This is a genomic window from Halocatena halophila, assembly GCA_027563145.1.
GTDB lineage: Archaea > Halobacteriota > Halobacteria > Halobacteriales > Haloarculaceae > Halocatena > Halocatena halophila.
Genome location: CP071306.1, coordinates 2,012,287 through 2,032,360 on the forward strand (window position 1 = coordinate 2,012,287; position 20,074 = coordinate 2,032,360).

Here is a 20,074-nt window from a genome sequence, read left to right on the forward strand (position 1 = left end):
AAAGTGATGGCAGAATCGTCAGTCAGCAGCCGCTTCGACCGGCTCGGATTCTGCACCGCCAACGTAGTACTCCTCGATGAGTTCCTCGTCAATCCGGTTGAGCTCGGTCTTTGGCAACATTGAGAGCAGCTCCCACGCGATGTCGAGCGTCTCGTCGATCTCCCGGTCCGTGTGGCTCCCCTGATCGATGAGCTCCGTTTCGAACCGATCCGCGAAGTCGAGATACCGATTGTCGCTCTCGGATAGTGCCTCCCGACCGACAATGTTCACGAGATCGCGCAGGTCCTGACCCTCTGCGTAGGCCGCATACAGCTGATCGGAGACATCTGCGTGGTCTTCACGCGTGAGTCCCTCACCAATTCCGTCGTCCATCAGCCGCGAGAGCGATGGCAGCACGTTGATCGGCGGGCTGACGTCCTGAGAGTTGAGGGCACGATCGACGTAGATCTGTCCCTCAGTGATGTAGCCAGTCAGATCCGGAATTGGGTGCGTCTCGTCGTCACCCGGCATCGTGAGAATTGGGATCTGGGTTACTGAGCCCTCACGCCCGTCGATACGACCGGCGCGTTCGTAGATCTGGGCCAGATCGGTGTACATGTATCCGGGATAGCCACGCCGACCAGGAACCTCCTCACGAGCGGCACCGATCTCACGCAGCGCTTCACAGTAGTTGGTCATGTCCGTCAGGATGACCAGCACGTGATAATCCTTCTCGAAGGCGAGATACTCGGCGGTTGTCAACACCATCCGCGGGGTCACCGTCCGCTCAACTGCCGGGTCGTCCGCGAGATTCATGAAGACGACCGAGCGCTCAAGTGCGCCAGTTCGCTCGAAGTCGTCCATGAACTCGTTTGCCTCTTCTGCGGTGATCCCCATCGCTCCGAAGACCACTGCGAACTCGGACTCTTCGCCCTCCTCGTCGCTTGCTTCTTCTGGCACCGTCGCCTGACGGGCGATCTGGAGTGCCAGCTCGTTGTGTGGCAGCCCTGATGCCGAGAAGATCGGCAGCTTCTGCCCACGCACCAGCGTGTTCATCCCATCGATGGCTGAAACGCCCGTCTGGATGAACTCCTCTGGATACTCACGAGCTGTCGGGTTGATTGCGGCTCCGACGATGTCGTGGCGCTCTTCGGGAACGATGTCCGGGCCACCGTCGATCGGATCTCCGGAGCCATCGAGCACGCGCCCGAGCAACTCTTCGGTCACCGGCATTTTCATCGTCTCGCCGAGGAAGCGAACCGAGGAATCCTGATCGATGCCGTCGGTTCCCTCGAAGACCTGAATTGCGACGTAGCCGCTCGCTGCTTCGAGCACCTGCCCGCGGCGGATCTCCCCGGACGGCGTCTCGATGTCCACGATCTCGTCGTAGCCGATCGGTTCGTCCGTTTCTACGAACACCAGCGGACCGCTGATCTCCGTAATTGTCTGGTATTCTTTCATCTTAGTACTGCTCCTGAAGCTGCGATTCGATCTCGTCGGTGAGATCTGCGACGAACGCTTCGGCTTCGTCGTCTGGCGTCGTTGCGATCCGGTTCAGGCGTGGGGCGGCGTCAATTGTGGTGATCTCATCGACCGGAACGCCTGCCTCAAGTGCCTCGAACGCCTCGTCGTTGAACGCCTTGATCGCCGTGAGGATCTGGAACGTTTTCTCCGGCGGACAGTAGCGGTCCACGTCGTGGAACGCGTTCTGTTGCAACCACGCTTCACGGAGATATCGTGCAACCTCAAGCGTGAGTCGCTGGTCGTCCGGCAGCGCGTCCTTACCGACGAGCTGAACGATCTCCTGTAGCTCTCCCTCTTCGTCGAGCGTATCGATCGCCCACTGGCGTGTCTCCGACCAGTCGGCGTCGATCTCGTTTTCGAACCACGGATCGAGCTGATTCCGATAGAGCGAGTAGGATTCGTCCCAGTTGATCGCCGGGAAGTGACGACGTTCTGCGAGGTCGGAATCGAGTGCCCAGAACGTCTTTACGATACGCAGCGTGTTCTGGGTCACTGGCTCGGAGAAGTCGCCGCCCGGTGGCGAAACCGCACCGATAACCGAAATCGATCCCTCGGTGCCGTTAGCGTTGACGAAGTAGCCTGCGCGCTCGTAGAACTCAGACAGCCGTGCGGCGAGATACGCCGGGTAGCCCTCCTCACCGGGCATCTCCTCAAGTCGCGAGCTGATCTCACGCATCGCTTCTGCCCAGCGCGAGGTCGAATCTGCCATCAACGCCACGTCGTAGCCCATGTCGCGGTAGTACTCCGCAATGGTGATTCCCGTGTACACACAGGACTCACGCGCGGCCACCGGCATGTTCGACGTATTGGCAATAAGACACGTCCGTGCCATCAGCGGATTGCCAGACTGTGGGTCGGGCAGCTCTGGGAAGTCATCGATCACTTCCGTCATCTCGTTGCCACGCTCACCACAGCCGACGTACACGACGATGTCGGCATCGGCGAACTTCGCGAGTGACTGCTGGGTCACCGTTTTTCCCGAACCAAACGGTCCTGGGATTGCGGCCGTCCCACCCTTTGCGAGCGGGAACAGGCCATCGAGAATTCGCTGGCCAGAAACGAGCGGTTTGGTTGGCGTCTGTTTTTCGACCGTTGGCCGTGCTTCACGGACCGGCCACTCCTGGCGCATCTTGATCTCTTCGCCGGATGAGAGCGTCGTAACCGCCTCTTCGACGGTGAATTCGCCCTCTTCTATCGATTCGACGGTTCCACCCTCGTATCCTGGTGGAACGAGGACTTTGTGCTCGATGCTGACGGTCTCATCGACCGTACCGACGACATCGCCGGCGCTGACCTCGTCACCTTCCTCGACGGTCGGCGTGAACGTCCAGGTCTTTTCCAGATCGATGCCCGGCGCGTCAACACCGCGGTCGAGGAACGCGCCCATCTGCGATTCAAGCACGTCGAGTGGGCGCTGGACACCGTCGTAAATGGTGTCGAGCATCCCTGGTCCGAGATCGACCGTCAGTGGCTCGCCGGTGTTTTCGACCGGCTCACCCGGTGCAACGTCTGAGGTCTCCTCGTACACCTGGATCGTCGTTACGTTTCCTTCGATCTCGATGACCTCGCCCATCAGCCCTTCCTCACCGACGTACACCACGTCGTTCATCCGGGCGTCGAGGTCCGTGGCGGTCACAACCGGACCACTCACGCTGTCGATTACACCGTCGTCGTCGACGGTCTGTTCCTGTGTTGCCTGACTCATGTGTTGTGTAGTTCGCTGTGAAATGTGTTCGTCGATCAGGACTCGTCCATCAGATCGATTCCGATCGCGCGTTTGATCTGTTCGCGCAGTCCACCGCTTCCGGCACCGCCACCGAGCGTGACGAGCACGGGATCGACGCTCGTTTCGACCTCGTTGCGAAGATTTCGCGAGAGATAGTCGAGATCTGCTTCGTGCATCACGACAATACCGACGCCATCATCTTCGAGCATCGATTCGACGGCGTCGTCGAGTTTTTCTGGCTTGTCGTCCTCGCTGACGGTTTCGAACCGCCGAATGCCAGCCAGTCGAAAGCCGGTCGTGAACTCCTGACTGCCGATCACGCCGATTTCTTTGCTTGCGGATTCGTGCTGACTCATACGATCACCAACTCCTCTTCGATTTCGTCGGTCGACAGTCCGGCCTGTTTTCCCCTGGCGATTGCCCGGATATTGTCCACTTCGCGCTCTTTGGCACGAATGTAGGCGATCACCGGACAGATCGATAGCGGGAAGCGATTTGTCATCGTGTCGGCGTATTCGAGCAGCGCCTTTTCGAGTGCACGCTCGAAGTCGATCAGGCCGTCAGCCGATTCGAGCTCATCGAGTGCCTCCGACAGATCACGTCCGTAGGTGCTATCGCGGAGATACTCCGTCAGCTGGTCCGGATTCTGGGTTAGCTGGCGCAACTGGTCTGCATCAAACAGCCGCCCGTCCGGAATGAAATACTCGCTCGGGTCGATCTCCGCTCCACTGCGTGCCAATCGGAGCGCGTTCCGGACGTTCCGGAAGTCGATTTCTGCACGGAGCAACTGGACGTACATCGCGGTTCCCTCCGATGGCTCTCGGGGAAATCCACCGAGCATGTCCGAGTAGAATGCGCGATCGACGGCGTTTTCGAGTGCGACGAGCACGCCCGTCTCTTCGTACACCTCGTAGGCCTCCGCAAGTGCGGATCCATACAGCGTCTTCGAAAGCTGCTCGACGACCGATTCGATCGATGTGCTCTCGACGAGGCGATCGAGCATCGCATCGGAGAACTCACCGGCACGGATCAGGTCGTCCTGGATCTCCTGGGTCTCCGAATCGGTGTAGACGCCACGAATGATGGTTTTGATGTTCCACGCGTCGAATTTGCGCAGATAACTGGCGATGTACTCGTTCAGCTGGCCGTCAGCAAATCGCAACAGATCGTCAAAATGTTTCGCCAGATTTTCGTTGAGCGCATATTCGATGAGATCGACGCCATCATAGCGCGATCCGAGCGCGTTCATCTCGGTTTCGTACTCGGTTTCTTCCATGAACCGGGCAATTTCGCCCGGGCCCATGCGAATGAGTTTCCGATAGTCGTTCTCGTCGAACAGCGCCGCTCTGCGTGATCGAACGCGGGCACTGACGTAGCTGTAGTTCGCTGAGCCGACTGTCGCGTTCATTGGTCTGATTCGAACAGTTGTTCGCTGACCTCGCGAAGGTTGTCGTCCCAGACGTCCTCGAAGACCGAATCGAACGTGTTGTTCACCCGAACGCGCGATTCATCGCTTTCGAGTATGACACCGCCGAGACAGTCGCGCTCGCCGGCAAACTCGAATTCGGGGAACTCCGATTCGATGATCGATTCGATCAGCTCCTGGTCGTCGCCACGACCGTAGACGCGCAGCTCGTCGTCCTCGAACTCAGCTGCGCCGTCTTTGAGCAACGCACGGGTCAGCTCTTCGCGGCCTTCCTCGCGCGTGGCGAGCCGTTCACGGGCGCTCTCTCGGACGCTTTCGAGTACGTCACGGCGAACGCCGAGTCGTTCCTGTTTTGCTTCGAGCTTTGCACTCGAGAGGCGCTGTTCACGCTCCTGTTCGATCGTTCGCTCGACCTCACGCTCGCGCTCCTCGACGATCCGATCGGCCTCCTCGTTGGCGTCTGCGATGATCTCGTCGGCCTCTTGCTCGGCCTCCTTTCGAATCGTGTCTGCACGCGCGCGGGCTTCGTCTCGAATGTCCTCTACAACCGTATCAAGGCTCATAATGTCGGTAGGGAAAGTTGGCTGCGGAATTTAACTGACGACGAAGACGACCACGAGGCCGAAAATGACGATCGTTTCCGGAATGACCGTCAAAATTAGCCCTGAAACGAACATGTCGTCGTCCTCGGCGATGGCGCCAACTGCTGCCGAACCGATCGATCGCTCTGCCATTCCTGCACCAATCGCGGACAAACCGAAGGCGATCGCTGCGGCACCTTTGTTTTCGAGCAGCGGCTGGGCCTGTAGTGCTACGTCTGAAACTATCGAACTGATGAACGCCAGTGTGAGTTGTAGCTCAATCATGGTTTTGAGTGGTCCTAGTGGTTCGCTTGTTTCCGAACAGCCGGATATAGCTATACAGAACCCATAAAGGTTCTCAAACTGATTTTGCTAAAAATGAACGATCCCTGTCCTAGCGCCGTTGTAGTGTAGATTCATTATGAATTACTCCATCGTTTTTGAAGATTATTATCAAAATATCGGTGGTGTGTGGTAAAATTTGGAACAATCAATAGACATGCCGGCCGAATGGTCGTCAATGCGACCTGTTGGGAGAATCGCTTCGGTTCTGGACCGGTAACTGCTGGAGCGGAAAATGATAGAAATGGTATGTAAAATTTGACGCTACTCTTTGTTGGTGAATTTCCGAACGTAGCCGAACGGTTCGTACTTTTCACCACCACCGTCGTAGAACTTCTGGAAGAACTCCACCCACTCGAGACGAATGGACTGCAATCCGGCACTCGTCAGCCCAAGCGCGAGCACGAGGAGGTGAGCGAAGATCAAAATCGCGATGCCAGCGATGGCCCCAACGAGAAGCTCTGCGCCCGAACCGTTCACGAGCCCAGGGAAGATCATTTCAGCGTGATGATCTGCGGCGATCTTGGCTGGCGTTTTATCGCTGAAGAAGATGAAGTGATAGACGTCACCATGTCCGTGATCAGTCGTATACGCACCGAACACGAGCAGGTTCGCAGCAAACGCCATCCCAGCCTTTGCGATCAACACGGCAGCAAGCCGTGTGTACGATAGGATGTCTGCAACGACTTTGAGGAAGACTGCTTCGATGAACTCTGCGAGTTCCGTGGTCGCAACGAGAACGAGGCCAACCAAAAACAGTCCGATGCCGATGAATCCAACCGTTTCTGGAAGTCCCGTAAAGCCAAGCTCCAGTGGGTGTCCACTGAACACACCGCTCTCGGACGTCACGATGAAATCCGGCGTGAGACCGTACGGTGGCGTGTTTGCGAACACCCAGGCCCAAAAGCCGAACAACATCATGAACCAGGAACCGGATTCCCGGATTGCATCGCCAACACCGTGCTGGAGGTGCTCGTAGAACGAGAACAGATAGCCAATGCTCTGGTGGACGATACCGAACACGAGCGAGAGGACGATCCAGAGGCTGGCGTAACTATCATGGGCTGGAATCAGTCCCTTGTGCATCGGTGGATCACCACCCCAGACGAGCTCACCGAGCTGGTGGAGTCCGAAGATTTCGCCGTAGAGGACGCCGAACACACCTGTGAAGATGCCTGCCCAGAGCGCCACCCGACCGAGATCAGCGACGATCCCGTCGAACTTCTTCGCAATGAAGTAGCCAATTCCAGCGTACAGCAGTCCGTAGCCCAGATCGCCGATCATGAAGCCAAACATGAACGGGAACGTCAGGAACATGATCAGCGACGGATCGAGCTCCGTGTAGCTTGGTCGCCCGTACGAATTCACGAGCGATTCGAAGGATTTGACCGGATTCGGGTTGCTCTGAATTGAGGGCGGTTCGGAGTAACTCATCGTCGCTTCGGTCCCACCGTCAGTCCGTGCAGGTTCGCCGCCGTCGGTGGCGGTTGCGGTCGGCTCAGCGCCGCCGTGTGAACCGGAGCCGTCCATCCCTTCGCGGTCGACGATGTGTCCGTCGCTGTTGTACGACGCACGCTCTAGCTCGTCGATTTCGATCCGATCGCCGACCGAATCGTGGAGCGTCTCGACGAACTCGCCGAATCGACTCGTCGGAATCCAGCCTTCCGCAACGAACGCGTTTTCGGTTGTCGCGAACGAGAGTGGCGCTTCAGTTCGCTGTACGTCGATTGCCAGCTTCTCTTCGACCGCGAGCAGGAAATCACCGTGTTCGAGCCGGTGGTTTTCCATCTCGCCCTCGACGGTCCGACGTTTCGATTCGAGTTGCTGGCGCTCGTGTTGTAGCTGCTCGACGTACTCGGATGGATCGCTGTCAGCCTCTGGAACGTCGAGTGCGGTGAACGAGGAGCCGACGAGCTGCTCTTCGAGATCGTCAACTTGTGCGGCGACGGCGATCACACCGCTCTCATCGAACAGCTCGTACGTCGAAATCCCGGCGTCTGCGAGCGTTGCTTCGACGCCAGAAACCGAACCCTCTCCGACGACCACGGAGATCGAGTCGTAGCCAGAGAGAAGATCGAGGTCGATGCCGAGCGTTGCGAACGGCTCCATTGCGTCGATCCGCTCGTCGACGCGGCGAAGCTCGTCGTTCAACTCGTTGCGTCGGTCGTCGAGTTCGTTGATCGTCTCGCGAATCTCCTCCAGTTCCGTCTCGAGTGCTTCGTCGGTAACGAGCCGTCCTGGACCCGCATCTTCTTCGTCCACGCCGAGAATGCTCTGGAGCGATCGCACTGTGACGAGCTTTTCGGCGGCGTCGTCAGCTCCCTCGATCGGGTCGCCTGGCTCGAAACCCTCCCATGCGCCGTCGTAGTCGGTCATGTGCAACAGGCGCATGTCGTGAATCGTCCCGATCACGTCGTCCATTACTGTCTGTGCGCCGGTGACCGACACCCGGCTCATTCGCTCAGGTCTGAGCATGAACGGTCTCCTCGAACGTCGCAAGGATCTCTTCGATCACTGCATCCTCCCGCTCGCTCGCGGTCGCTTCGAGGCGGTCGCGCTCGCCTGTACCTGCTTCGATGATCGATTCGCGCTCGGCCTCAATTTCTTCTCGCGCATCGCTGAGCTTTCGCTCGGCGAGCTCCTCGGCGTCACGGTCAGCCTCAGCGCGGATCTCTGCAGCCCGGTCGCGGGCCTCAGCGACGATCTCCTCACGGTCGGCTTTCGCCTCCGCGACGATGTCGTCTACGTCGCCTTCGGCCTGTTTGATTCGATCCAGAACCTCGGGTCTGGCCATAGTTATATCATGAACGAGTTGGATCAGCGGCTATTTGGGCGTTGCGAAGTCCCTCGTCACAAACGGCGAGTCCGTCGCCGTCGATCACTCACTCACTGGTGTACGGAGCAAAAATTTCGGAGAACTCGTACTCACTCTGTTCGATCCCGCTTCGGGTAGGTGAGACCATCCCAGAACCGGTGCCACTGTCCCGGTCGACCGACCAGAACGAGAGCACACCCACACCGTGCTCGTTTGCGAAGTTGAGCACACGATTGGCGTCCTCCTGGTAGAACGTACCGCCAGCGTTGTTGACGCCGATCATCGGCGTGATGCCGACCATCCCCCAGCATTCGCTCGCTGATTTGCTCTTGAACAGCGATTGAAGCTGTTCGTGCAGCTTCGTCGCCGACTGAATCACGGTGTCAGCGTTTGGCTCGACCCATCCATAGTTCATCGTCATGATGTTGACCGTCTCAATGGTGACGCCGGCGTCGATCGCATCGGTAATGACCGACCGCCCCTGCGAGTTCAACCCCCGCGTGGTTGCCGGGAGCGTAAAGCCGACGGAGACCTCCGGCCGTCGCCGCTGGAGTTCGGCCAGTGCCTCGTTACGCCGACGTACGATACTCATGTCGAACTGCTCCTCGTCGATGTCAAGCGTCGTTGCCCCTGTCGCGTCAACGACTGCCTCGAACCGATCGGCAAGCGTCGTTGCGTCTGCGTTTTTCGCCGCAAGATACGGACCTGCAGCCCCGCCGAAGGCGACGACGACTTCTCCGCCACGCTCTCGCAACGCCCCAATTTCTGCCGATACCTCGCTTTCCCCGACGATCAGTGAACTGCTACCATCCCAGGCCGGCGCACCAGACGCGGTTCCCAGGACAAATGCGAGATGGAAGTAGTCGGTTCCTGTGCGGTCTGCCAGCTGCGTGAGCCCGACACCACGCTTGGTTGTGACGTGGTCGTACGGTGCGAACACCTGTGGTGGAAGCGATGAGTCAACGGGTTGTGGCGTTTCGCCGGAGTCCTCTGCTTCGACGACTATCGACGTCGTTGTGGTGTCAGAATCAGCGCCGCCACTCACTCGCAATTCAACCGTATACCCCCCTGGAGATTGATACTGATGTGTTGGAGTTGGACTACTCGACGTGGCACCGTCGCCAAACGTCCACTCGTAGGTTTCAATCGCTCCGTCCGAACCGCTTGCGTCGAACGTCACCGGCTCTCCAACCGGCACCGTGCCGTGGGAGGCAGAGATGGTCGCCGTTACCGTCGGGTCATCCGTTCCGTCACCGCCGGAGTCCGAAACTGCAGCCCAGAAAACCGATTGTGGCGTCGGTTCAGCGTTTCGAGAAGCAATTTCTGCTTCCCAGACCCTCCCATTGTAGGATACCTTCGCGCCAACCTGATACAGCTGGACAGGATCCCACTCCGGCGGTGTCTCCGTAGCCGATGCCCCGGTTGAAGCGACTGTGAGCGATGCGACGACGGCCGATGCGTTTCGCAAATAGCTGCGTCTACTCTGTTTCATAATTGTGGTTTGTGTGACGATTATCCCCCAAGATCTTCACACGTAGCCCGAAAAGTATTGTCTATTGATAAAAAGCATTGCCATTTCCTCTCATTACTAACATTACATAATAATATTCAATTGATATTTGTACCAGTTCGAGAGTCACAGTCAATCCGCAGCGTTAATTTGCTCTGTTGCGAAGGGTGGACGATGGGAATCCTCGAGAACAAGGGTCGCGCTCGCGTTTTCTACAAGTATCTCTCGAAGGTGTATGACGAGGTGAACACGTTCATCTGGACCGAGCAGATGCGGACCGAGGCGCTCGGCTTACTCGAGATCGAATCGGACGATCGGGTGCTGGATGTCGGCTGTGGCACGGGATTTGCAACCGAAGGGTTGCTCGAACACGTCGATGGGGTGTATGGGCTGGATCAGTCGGCCCATCAGCTAGAGCAGGCGTACGGAAAGTTCGGCAAGCGTGGGCCCGTCCAGTTCCACCGCGGCGACGCAGAGCGGTTGCCGTTTGCCGACTCGACGTTCGATATCGTCTGGTCGTCCGGCTCAATCGAGTACTGGCCAGATCCAGTGACTGCTCTCGAGGAGTGTCGGCGTGTGGTCAAACCGGATGGCCGGGTGTTGATCGTTGGGCCAAACTATCCGAATCGGACGTTGTTACAGAAACTTGCCGATCTGATCATGCTGTTTTACGACGAATCCGAAGCCGATCGTATGTTTTCGGCTGCGGGCTTTTCGTCGTTCGAACACCATCTCATGGGCCCACCTCACAGCCCGGAGATCGCCATCACGACGGTTGCAACGCCGTAGCCATCCCGTTCACACGCTGATTTTGATTCGTTCGACGATCACCTCATCTTCGAACAGACGGATCGTTATCTGATCGCCAGCGCGGATTCGTGTGTTCGTACTGGCGAGGCCGATCGTTGCCGTCGTTCCAGCGTGCCAGCGACCCCTGTAGGCAGCGTTGAACGGGCCCGTCGGTCCACTTACAAATCCCTTCGCGGCGAAAAACGGAATGGGTGGCTGGTGGTCGATCGGGACACCGTTGACGCTGATTCGCAGCCGGAGCCGTTCGGGTTCGAGCGGCCGACCGCTATGGTGGGTGAGCGCAATCGTCTGCTCGGTCGGATCGATTGTGGCCACAATGGCCACCGACGATCCAGTGGGTGTCGTGGGTTCGTATGCCAAAAACGCAATGCTGGCGATCGAAACGAGCACGAGGACGGTCGCAAGACATAGTATGACTCCCAGGACCGACGATTGTCCTCGATCGCGCATGTGCGCGTGTGGTACCGTTTCCGTTCAAAAACGTTCGCCGGCTACCGCCGTAGCACTCGGCGCGGCGTCGCTTTCCCGTTTGTCGATGGGCTCTCATTTGAACCGCCGGTTGGTGCGATTGAGAAGGTGGCGCTGTCGGTTACGATTGTGATATTCGCCGTGGCCGCCGGTTGCAGAATGGTGGTTTCACCGTTGACCGTGGTGCTCACCAACTCACCGTCAACGTGCACCTCCCCGTGTGGTGTTTTCCTGTCCTCGTGGGTGATTTCAATCTGCATGGGTCCTCCGCGCATCGATGACCACCAGTTGACTTTGAGCGGTCCCTGACTCGTCTTGTTTTTGTCAAACAGCCCCTTTTTATCGTTGACGATGAGCCGCTCGCCGACGGCGCGAGAGGAAACTGATCCTATGAATACGTGTCGAGCCAGGTCAGGGTTATCGTAGTCCACCCATTCTAACCAGTTCGAGCCGCGAACATTCCAGTTTTCTACCCCATATCGGCTTTTAAAACGCGTTCTGGTGTCTGACTGGGGTGTCCCGTTGGTCAATGAACTTGAAGTGGGGAGATAGGCCTCACGTTTGTACCTAAACTTCTCGTTGTACTCTGTCGTTGCAATGATGACACCACGATTTGATGCCTGGACGTAGTACCGGCCTGGGGTGTTTGAGCCTCCGCGCAAATTCTTCAATAGAACATCTCGCACCGGACCCCTGAGCATCTCGCCGACAACCTGGAGTTGTCTGGTCCGATTGTGAATGGTTCGATACGTTTCATTGTCGGCATCCGACTTGACTGGCCCAATCTCTTCTAAACCCACAGCAGTGGCACCGATCCGGTAGGCACTGGCATCGACGATGGCGAGTTCGACCAGCAAACGCCTAGCGTTTTCTTCAGTTGGGTTGGTGTAGAATCTATTGATTGCGGTTTCTTGGCGCTGAATGAGTTGTTCTTTTTCTCGTTCGAGTGCTGCAGTGCGGTTTTGAAGATATTTCAAACCACCGTTCGTCTCGTTGTCCTCGGCAGCACGATATTCGCGTTGGATTGTATTCCCGATTTCGTCCCCATCGAAGTCTGCCTTCGAAATCGCAACCGAAGCTGCAATATCGCCGTGTAACTGCACGGTCTGGGTCACGTAATCGGTGTGATTCATCTCGAGATATCGCAGCGTACCACTGTCTGCTTTGGTGACTTTTCCACCACCAGGTCTCTCCGGAACCGTGGCTGGCCCACTCGTGGGTGCGGGGATCGTCGCACATAGAACGAGACAGACCACCCCGACAACCACCAGCGTTGATCGACTCATTGGACGAATTTTCTACGCAGAGGTCTATAAATAATGGTGATATGTTACTCGAGCAGAGCTCCTGGTGAACCTGAAGACCTCTCCGTAACCGACAGAAAGTGTTTTCCTACCGGGGATTTCACGAGATAGTATGCGGCCCGTGGTCACAACTGCCCTCTCTGTCGCGGTCTTGTTGCTTGCCCTTGGCCTGACCGCCAGCCCAGCGGCCGCACAAAGTGAGGTGGACGAACAGCCTGACCAGAGGATCGTGTTCGACATTCAGCCACAGGGTGACGCCCATGTGTCCGTTATTTTCACCTATCAACTCGATACGCCCGCCAAAAAGAGCCGATTCAACGATACGGCGAAATTTTTGAAACAGGAAGGATTCGGCGAAATCGGTGGCAAGGAGTATGCGGACAGCACAGTGAAAGCCATTGAGAACGCAGCAAAACAGAAAAACAGCGAGACGGACCGTGAAATTGCGGTTTCGAACAAGACCTACTCCGCCCGCATCGATAACGACGTTGGCTATCTGAATCAGACGTTCACCGTATCGAACTTCACGCGGATGCCAGCCCACGGCGAGCAGGTCAACCTCACGAAGTCGTTCGTCATCAACAATCGGAGCTGGTTCCCGCGAACCTACTCGAATCAGCGTCTCATGATCGTTCGCCCGAAGAATTACGACTTCGAGTATTTCAGTGGTGGGCCGACGAAAAACGGTGACACCCTGGTCTATGGTCCACAATCCTCGTTTACGGGCACAGTAAAGCTCGGCCGGGAAACGGGTGCAAACACGGGTGGACTCCCATCTGGGACTGTACTCCAGGTACTCGCGTTCATTGGTGTTGTCGTCCTCACGACGGTCGCGTTCACCCAGCGAGAGCAACTGCTCGATCGGGTTCCCAGTGGAACTGAGACTGTGACGCCAGCAGATGACTCTTCAGCAGATGATTCTCCTGTGTCACCACAGCCCTCGGCTTCCATCGACGAAAGTGGTCCAGACGCACCACTCGATATGGATCTGCTGAGCGACGAAGAGAAAGTACTCCGGTTGCTCCGACAGAACGGCGGGCGCATGCGTCAGGCGACCATCGTCGAGTCGACCGGCTGGTCGGACGCAAAAGTCTCACAGCTGCTTTCTGGAATGGATGACGACGAACAGATTGAAAAGCTCAGATTGGGTCGAGAGAACCTGATCAGCCTCCCCGACTACGAAGCCGATTCCGAATCATCCACTGACCACGGTTATCACGGTCACAATCGTTCCTAAACGTTTATCACACGACGGTAGCGAGCTTATAGTGTCTATGAAGATACTCGTCACCGTAAAGGAGGTGGCCGAGGCCGAGGATGATTTCGACATCGACGGGCTCGACATCGACGAACGCTATCTGGAATTCGATCTCAACGAGTGGGACGAGTACGCCATCGAAGAGGCGGTCCAGATCAAAGAAGACGGCGACGATGTCGAAGTCGTCTCCGTCACGATCGGTCCAGAACGCGCAGAAGAGACGATTCGAATGGGGCTTGCCAAAGGCGTTGACCGGGCAATCCGCGTCTGGGACGACGCGTTCGCGGATGTTGGCATGCTCGACCCAAAGACCAAAGCGGACGTGCTGTCAGCAGTCGTCGAGGACGAACAGCCAGATCTCGTCCTGACCGGCGTGCAGGCCGGCGACGACAGCTTCGGTGCAACCGGCGTGACGCTTGCCGAAACGATTGACTTCGAGTGGGGCGCAGTCGTTAACGCGCTCGATCTCGACGCTGGGGCCGGCGTGGCAAGCGTTCATCGCGAGCTCGAAGGCGGCATCGAAGAGCTCACCGATATCGAGCTGCCGGCTGTGTTGACGATTCAGACCGGTATCAATGAACCCCGGTACGCCAGTCTCCGTGGCATCCGTCAGGCACAGAGCAAACCGCTCGATCTGCACGAACTCGACGATCTTGGGCTTGAGGAGAGTGACCTCGAATCACCACTGTCACGCACTGCCATGTACGAACCAGAAAGCGAGGGCGACGCGACCGTCTTCGAGGGAAGCGCTGAGGAGACCGCAACAGAGCTTGCATCTCTCCTTCGCGACGTGGGGGTGGTTGAAGGATGAGCGACGTTCTTGCTATCACCGAACACCGCCAGGGCGAACTGCGTGACGTGAGCAGCGAACTCGTGACGGTTGGAAGCGAGCTCGCAGCCCAGCAGGGTGGAGAGCTCCACCTTGGAATCATCGGCGGCGACGTAGACGCATTCGCCGAGGAACTCTCGCTCGAGGGCGTCGAGACGATCCACACTGTCGACCACGGCGATGAGTTCAACCACGACGTGTACACCCAGGCGACGGCACAGCTGTTCGGGGACATCGATCCAACGACGCTGTTGTTGCCAAACTCCGTCAACGGGCTCGATTACGCTCCGGCAGTCGCGAGCGAACTCGACATTCCGCTGGTCACTGACGCGATCGCAATTAGTCGTGATGATGGCCTCGAAGTCACTCGCGAGATGTACGGCTCGAAGGTCGAAACGACGGTTGCGGTCGACGCAGAGGTCGCCGCAGTGAGCGTCCGACCAGCCGAGTGGGAGCCGACCGAGGCCGCCGGCGACCCAGCGATCGAATCGTTCGATGCCGACATCGACGAAGATGCCGTCAAATCAACGGTCACCGGCTTCGAAGAAGTCGCCGGCGGCGACGTTGACATTTCGGAAGCGAACTTTCTCATCTCGATCGGCCGCGGCATCGAAGAGGAAGACAACCTCCCGCTCATCGAAGACCTTGTTGAGGCCACCGACGCGACGCTGTCGTCCTCGCGCCCGATCGTGGACAACGGCTGGTTGCCGAAAAACCGACAGGTTGGACAGTCAGGAAAGGTTGTGACGCCGGACGTGTATCTCGCAATCGGTATCTCCGGTGCCGTCCAGCACGTTGCTGGAATGAAAGGCTCGGATACGATCGTTGCGATCAACACGGATCCGAACGCGCCAATCATGGATCTTGCCGACTACGCCATCGTCGATGACCTGTTCGACGTGGTGCCAGCACTCATCGAAGCACTCGAATAAGCGATTAGCTGTTGCTGGCGGTGCCGTTTGCTGCCAGCTCGCGAATGGTTTTCGAGAGCACGGCTACCCCGATGGCGAGTGAGTCCTCATCGACGTCAAACGTTGCCGTGTGGTGGCCACCAGGATGATCCGTGCCGATGCCGACGTAGGCCGCGGATCCACCGCGTTCCTGGACACGCTGCATGAGATACGTTGCATCCTCACTGCCACCGAGCGAGCCCGAGCGAGGGATCGAATCGACGCCATCGACGCGTTTTGCGACTGATTCGACGACGGAGACGACTTCCTCGTCGCTTGTTGCACTCGGTGCTCCACCAACATCCGTCAGCTCGACCGAACAGTCATGCATTTCGGCTGCGGATTCGATGACGGTTGTGGCCCGCTCGCGCATATACTCTTTGAGCTCGGTCGTCTCCCCCCGCACTTCGGCCACAAAGCGCGCCGATTCGGCGATGATGTTCGGCGCTGACCCTCCCTCGACAACGCCCACATTGATCCGGGTTCCACCGTCTTCGTGTCGCGCAATTCCGTACAGATTCTGAACCGCCGTCGAAAGCGCCTGAATCGCGTTGTCACCGGCGTTGGGCTGGGCCCCCGCGTGTGCGGGCACCCCTGAAAACTCGGCTTCGAAGTGATGAACGGCGAGAAAGCCATCAAGCCCGGCGACGACTTCCCCCGTTGGATGGTCGAGCCCGACGTGTGCAGCAAGCAACTGGTCACAGTCGTCGATCCAGCCACTTTCGGCGACAGCCCGTCCGCCGCCGATCACCTCTTCTGCGGGCTGGAAAATGACTTTCAGCGTCCCCGAGAACGAATCATCATTGGCGATCTCCTCTAACACACCAATTCCAAAGGTGATGTGGGCGTCGTGTCCACAGGCGTGCATCGCTCCCGTCTCGGAGCGAAATCCCTTTGCTGTGGGATTGTGATCCTCGTCCTCGCTCTCGGTTCGTGGAAGCGCATCAATGTCGACCCGAAGGCCGATCGTCGGACCAGGACCGCGTTCGAGGACGGCAAGCGCACCAGTGACGCCACCGGTAGTCGCCTCAAGCACGTCCGGATCGATGTCTGCCTCCTGTGCCGCCACATACCAGGGCTCGATCGCTTCCAGCGACGGAACACCTTGCCGGTCATCGGGATCGATGAACTCACGACCAACGAGGAGCTCGTCAACGCCGATCGATTCGATCTCTGAAACGATGCGGGCGGTGGTTCGAAACTCCCGCCAGGCGGGTTCGGGAAACCGATGGAGGTCGCGTCGTAACGATACGAGTCGGTCTACGCCGTCGTCGACTGCCATACCTCTCGAGTGGTGGCGCGCGAGTAAAAGCTCCTCTCCTACCGATTCGATCCGGCACCAGAAATCCGCTCGACATCAGCCTCGACGTAGATTTCGTCAGGATACTCACGAGCGGTCGTTTCGCGGGCAAACGTCCCGTGGCCCATGATGTTGATTGTTCGCGTGTAGATCGTATACTGCCACGGCTCGAACGTTGCCGTATCGTGACCAGGACATTTCGACTGTGGAACGCGAAGATCGTCAGGTGGCTTTGAATGTGGCCCTTTCAACTCGACGCCCTTCCGGTGGGCTGCCTCCTTGATGTCGTCGACGACCGAATCGAGAAGACGACGGTCGCCGCTGGAAAAACGGAGGGTCGTAACGAAGGTCATAGCAATGTATGCACGGGCGAACGATAAAAACACACTCATCCATCATTTCGCGGTCGTGTGCTCACATACCACGAGGGTCGCGATCGCCCGCAATTTCCGTCAATCGACGCAGTCCGTGCCGTTGGCCTGTGCCATCAGCTCACGATAATGGGTCCGTATCGTCATGCTAGTAATGTCTGATACATTACTTATTTCCTGCTGGGTGATCCGTTCGCCGGTGAGACACGCCGACGCATAAAGCGCAGCGGCGGCAAGCCCGGCCGGATGTTTTCCGCTGGTGAAGGTGGTGCCGGCAACGGTTTCGAGGAGATCGTGCGCCTGGCGCTGGACGGACTGTGGACACTCGAGCGCAGAACAAAACCGGGGGAGATACGCGGTCGGATCGGCTGGCTCAATCTGGAGTCCTAGCTCCGTGGCGATCGTTCGGTAGGCCCTGGCGATCCGTGTTCGCTCAACTCGAGAAACGGATGTCACCTCATCGAGTGTCCGTGGAATGTGTTCTTTTCGCGCTGCAGCGTAGATGGCCGCGCTCGCAACCCCCTCAATGGACCGACCGATCAGTATACCATCGTTGACCGCACGACGATAGATCACGCTGGCCGTCTCCCGCACCGACTTGGGAAGTCCAAGTGCACTCGCCATTCGATTGATCTCCGCGAACGCCTGTTTCAGGTTTCGCTCTTTGGCGTCACGAGTGCGACAGCGTTCGTTCCAGCGCCGGAGGCGACTCATCTGTGAGCGCTTTCGCGCGCTTAGCTGCCGACCGGCGGCGTCCGTGTTGGACGAACCGATGATCGTCGATAACCCTTTGTCGTGCATCGTTGGAGAGGTCGGACTTCCCGTCCGTGCGATCTCCTGATACTCCGCTGCGCTGTAGGCGGTCCATTCGGGGCCATGATCGACCGTTTCGTCGTCAACAACGGTCCCACAGCCAGTACAGACCGCCTCCCCACGTTTTGGATCAGCGGTGATTCCCTCTCCGCAGTGTGGACAGTCCTGGCGTACTGGCGTTGCTAGATCCATCTGTGCCTCCGTGGTACGCTCAGTGATCGACCGATTCTCTCATCTATCACCCATCCAGTGGTTGCTCGGTCGAACGAGTGGACGGTTCGCAAACGGTTCAAAGACGTGTTGTTTCGGTATGCTCGTTGCATCAGTTGTTTCGGTTCGGTTCGGCAATTGGCGATCAGTACGTGGGCCGGTGTTGCCCGTTTGACACCCCGAATTATCTCGCCATATAACAGTTTGTAATGTTGATGGTTCCTCGATAACCGACAGAGCACCGCTTTTGCTGCGATGTTCGTTCAATCGCATTTTGTGCCCGATCTGGATCAATGTGCCCGTAGCCCGACAGCGCCGGAGTATCTCCGGTGCCTTGCTATTACTGTTGGCGAGATGGTATCATTAGCTATCCGTTTGTTTTATGACCGTTTGGCGTCCATACTGGAACAATACAATTCCATCCGTTTATATGTCTGCTAATTTTTACCTCTGGCTGATTTTATACGAGAAGGACACCAGGTTTTCTCATCCTGGATTTTATTTCACTATCTAAATTAAGACAAACTATATCTGGTTGGAGAAAAGAAAAAGCAATAGTCAGTATAATGTGATATGGGCAGACAATTTAGTATTCGTTTGTACTATAGATTAATTAATAGTATCCAATTGATTCGCCCCGTCAGATCCAGGGGGCGTCCTGTTGTGTTGGATCTGTGTCCGTTTCACGGTCGGGCTCTGGATTCGTCGCGGGCTGTGGGTTGCTCACGGATCCGTCGAGGTCCGTCTCCTCTTCTGTGGTTTCGGGATCGAACGAGAAGAGTGCAGTGACGGCCAACACTGCCAGTGCAAGTGGGATCTTATTGCTGATGATTCCCAGCACGGACAGCGAGAGCACACCGAGTGCCACGGCACTCCCGAACCGGAAGTATTCCAGCGAGACCGACCGTCTGAGCGTTGGCCCGAACAGCGCCACACAGAGCGTAAAGCCGACACCGACGAGGGCGGCGGTGGTAGCCCGTGCGATGAGCATCAGATCCGTTGTGAACACTGGCTGGAAGCTCCCCGGATCAAGGCTCGCGAGCAGGCCCAGGCCGATGATGACGCCAGGCGACGGAAGATACTCGCCGATGGTCGCGCTCGCCGTTTTGGCAGCGATGGCGATAATCACGAGCGCGGCGAATCGCTCGAAGGTTTCGAGGACGAGCATCGAGGCGATCATCGGTGCGATCGCGGCTTCGATGGCCGCGAGACTGACCACGCCGGTACCGACGAGCAAAATTGAGGAGATAATCTCTCGACGAGTGCCATCCATTTCGGCGAGCACCACCGACAGGGTGGCGCTGCCACCGAAGACGAGCAAGCCCACCTCGATAATTCCGGGAATCGTATCAAGCCCGCCAGCGATGACGAGCGCTGGGAAGATGCCGTCGATCAAGGGTAGCCCGAGAACGATCGCGAGCAGTCGGGTTCCAGGACCGACGTGGCGTTCCAGGCGAAGCGCAATTGGATGTCGTGACGTACTCATCGATCAGGCACTGTGGCCATACTCACTGGCCGAGGACACTCCTTCGCGATACCGTGGGCGCAGCCGTGCCGTCGCGTTGGAAAACGCGTAAAACCGGCCCATTGTGGCATCATTTCCGAGTCCCATCCGTGTTACAGTCCGATTGAGTCCGACAGCGAATCGTTTGTCACCGGTGCTGCTTGCGATGGGACGTGTGGAGTCCATGACCGAAAGTATTGCCGTTTGTATCATAAACGTTGTGTGAGAACCGGACTCAATCCGAACGATCAAACCGGATTTCGTGATTTTTTGTGTAATTCATTCTTATGAAGTCTGTAGAATTGTACGAACGCCCGAAAATTGCCCAGAGGATCACTGTCTGTTTGCTCTGCC

Annotated in this window: 20 protein-coding genes; 4 read left to right on the forward strand and 16 right to left on the reverse strand. The window is 57.6% G+C overall.

The window, feature by feature from the left end; all coding sequences use genetic code 11:
* Positions 1 to 18: 18 nt before the first annotated feature.
* The 9 genes from JXQ78_RS10755 to JXQ78_RS10795 form a co-directional block, all read right to left on the reverse strand.
* A complete protein-coding gene (locus JXQ78_RS10755) occupies positions 19 to 1,440 on the reverse strand; it encodes an ATP synthase subunit B (protein ID WP_330630761.1) in 1,422 nt (473 codons plus the stop codon).
* Between the two features lies 1 nt (position 1,441).
* Positions 1,442 to 3,208 (reverse strand): ATP synthase subunit A, encoded by a 1,767-nt coding sequence (locus JXQ78_RS10760; RefSeq protein WP_330630762.1) that lies wholly within the window; start codon positions 3,206 to 3,208, stop codon positions 1,442 to 1,444.
* A 35-nt stretch (positions 3,209 to 3,243) separates the two neighbouring features.
* On the reverse strand, positions 3,244 to 3,585 hold the full coding sequence (locus JXQ78_RS10765; protein WP_330630763.1) for a V-type ATP synthase subunit F: 342 nt from the start codon (positions 3,583 to 3,585) through the stop codon (positions 3,244 to 3,246).
* Positions 3,582 to 4,637, reverse strand: coding sequence for a V-type ATP synthase subunit C (locus JXQ78_RS10770; protein ID WP_330630764.1), 1,056 nt, complete (start codon positions 4,635 to 4,637; stop codon positions 3,582 to 3,584). The genes JXQ78_RS10765 and JXQ78_RS10770 overlap by 4 nt, the downstream gene beginning before the upstream one ends.
* Positions 4,634 to 5,218, reverse strand: a complete 585-nt coding sequence (locus JXQ78_RS10775; protein ID WP_330630765.1) for a V-type ATP synthase subunit E — start codon at positions 5,216 to 5,218, stop codon at positions 4,634 to 4,636. Before JXQ78_RS10775 ends, JXQ78_RS10770 begins: the two co-directional genes overlap by 4 nt.
* A 30-nt stretch (positions 5,219 to 5,248) precedes the next feature.
* Positions 5,249 to 5,521, reverse strand: a complete 273-nt coding sequence (locus JXQ78_RS10780; protein ID WP_330630766.1) for a F0F1 ATP synthase subunit C — start codon at positions 5,519 to 5,521, stop codon at positions 5,249 to 5,251.
* A 321-nt stretch (positions 5,522 to 5,842) separates the two neighbouring features.
* Positions 5,843 to 8,053 (reverse strand): V-type ATP synthase subunit I, encoded by a 2,211-nt coding sequence (locus JXQ78_RS10785; RefSeq protein ID WP_330630767.1) that lies wholly within the window; start codon positions 8,051 to 8,053, stop codon positions 5,843 to 5,845.
* Entirely contained in the window at positions 8,040 to 8,372 is a 333-nt protein-coding gene (gene ahaH / locus JXQ78_RS10790) for an ATP synthase archaeal subunit H (RefSeq protein ID WP_330630768.1), read from the reverse strand. The genes JXQ78_RS10785 and ahaH overlap by 14 nt, the downstream gene beginning before the upstream one ends.
* 88 nt (positions 8,373 to 8,460) lie before the next feature.
* Positions 8,461 to 9,885 carry a PKD domain-containing protein gene (locus JXQ78_RS10795; protein WP_330630769.1) on the reverse strand — a complete coding sequence of 475 codons (1,425 nt, stop codon included), beginning with the start codon at positions 9,883 to 9,885 and terminating at the stop codon, positions 8,461 to 8,463.
* Between the two features lie 192 nt (positions 9,886 to 10,077).
* Between JXQ78_RS10795 and JXQ78_RS10800 the strand changes: the two genes are divergently transcribed.
* Positions 10,078 to 10,692 (forward strand): methyltransferase domain-containing protein, encoded by a 615-nt coding sequence (locus tag JXQ78_RS10800; RefSeq protein WP_330630770.1) that lies wholly within the window; start codon positions 10,078 to 10,080, stop codon positions 10,690 to 10,692.
* Between the two features lie 9 nt (positions 10,693 to 10,701).
* Here the strand turns inward: JXQ78_RS10800 and JXQ78_RS10805 are convergent, their stop codons facing one another.
* Both JXQ78_RS10805 and JXQ78_RS10810 read right to left on the reverse strand, forming a co-directional pair.
* Positions 10,702 to 11,163, reverse strand: coding sequence for a type IV pilin N-terminal domain-containing protein (locus tag JXQ78_RS10805; protein ID WP_330630771.1), 462 nt, complete (start codon positions 11,161 to 11,163; stop codon positions 10,702 to 10,704).
* Between the two features lie 41 nt (positions 11,164 to 11,204).
* Positions 11,205 to 12,467, reverse strand: coding sequence for a hypothetical protein (locus JXQ78_RS10810; RefSeq protein WP_330630772.1), 1,263 nt, complete (start codon positions 12,465 to 12,467; stop codon positions 11,205 to 11,207).
* Between the two features lie 130 nt (positions 12,468 to 12,597).
* On the opposite strand from JXQ78_RS10810, the gene JXQ78_RS10815 reads away from it, so the two are divergent.
* The 3 genes from JXQ78_RS10815 to JXQ78_RS10825 are packed head-to-tail and all read left to right on the forward strand — an operon-like array spanning position 12,598 to position 15,504.
* On the forward strand, positions 12,598 to 13,722 hold the full coding sequence (locus tag JXQ78_RS10815; RefSeq protein WP_330630773.1) for a helix-turn-helix transcriptional regulator: 1,125 nt from the start codon (positions 12,598 to 12,600) through the stop codon (positions 13,720 to 13,722).
* Positions 13,723 to 13,759: 37 nt separating this feature from the next.
* Positions 13,760 to 14,554, forward strand: coding sequence for an electron transfer flavoprotein subunit beta/FixA family protein (locus JXQ78_RS10820; protein ID WP_330630774.1), 795 nt, complete (start codon positions 13,760 to 13,762; stop codon positions 14,552 to 14,554).
* A complete protein-coding gene (locus JXQ78_RS10825; protein ID WP_330630775.1) occupies positions 14,551 to 15,504 on the forward strand; it encodes an electron transfer flavoprotein subunit alpha/FixB family protein in 954 nt (317 codons plus the stop codon). Before JXQ78_RS10820 ends, JXQ78_RS10825 begins: the two co-directional genes overlap by 4 nt.
* Before the next feature lie 4 nt (positions 15,505 to 15,508).
* On the opposite strand, the gene JXQ78_RS10830 is transcribed toward JXQ78_RS10825, so the two are convergent.
* From JXQ78_RS10830 to JXQ78_RS10850, 5 genes are all read right to left on the reverse strand, one after another.
* The gene (locus JXQ78_RS10830; protein WP_330630776.1) at positions 15,509 to 16,804 is read right to left on the reverse strand and encodes an amidohydrolase; all 1,296 of its coding nucleotides are present in this window, start codon (positions 16,802 to 16,804) and stop codon (positions 15,509 to 15,511) included.
* Positions 16,805 to 16,842: 38 nt separating this feature from the next.
* Positions 16,843 to 17,175, reverse strand: coding sequence for an uS10/mL48 family ribosomal protein (locus JXQ78_RS10835; protein WP_330630777.1), 333 nt, complete (start codon positions 17,173 to 17,175; stop codon positions 16,843 to 16,845).
* Between the two features lie 99 nt (positions 17,176 to 17,274).
* A complete protein-coding gene (locus tag JXQ78_RS10840; RefSeq protein ID WP_330630778.1) occupies positions 17,275 to 18,198 on the reverse strand; it encodes a transcription initiation factor IIB in 924 nt (307 codons plus the stop codon).
* 658 nt (positions 18,199 to 18,856) lie between these two features.
* Positions 18,857 to 19,702 (reverse strand): DUF5794 domain-containing protein, encoded by an 846-nt coding sequence (locus JXQ78_RS10845; RefSeq protein ID WP_330630779.1) that lies wholly within the window; start codon positions 19,700 to 19,702, stop codon positions 18,857 to 18,859.
* Positions 19,703 to 19,705: 3 nt separating this feature from the next.
* Positions 19,706 to 19,906: a hypothetical protein gene (locus tag JXQ78_RS10850; RefSeq protein WP_330630780.1), complete on the reverse strand. Its 201-nt coding sequence runs from the start codon at positions 19,904 to 19,906 to the stop codon at positions 19,706 to 19,708.
* Between the last annotated feature and the right edge of the window lie 168 nt (positions 19,907 to 20,074).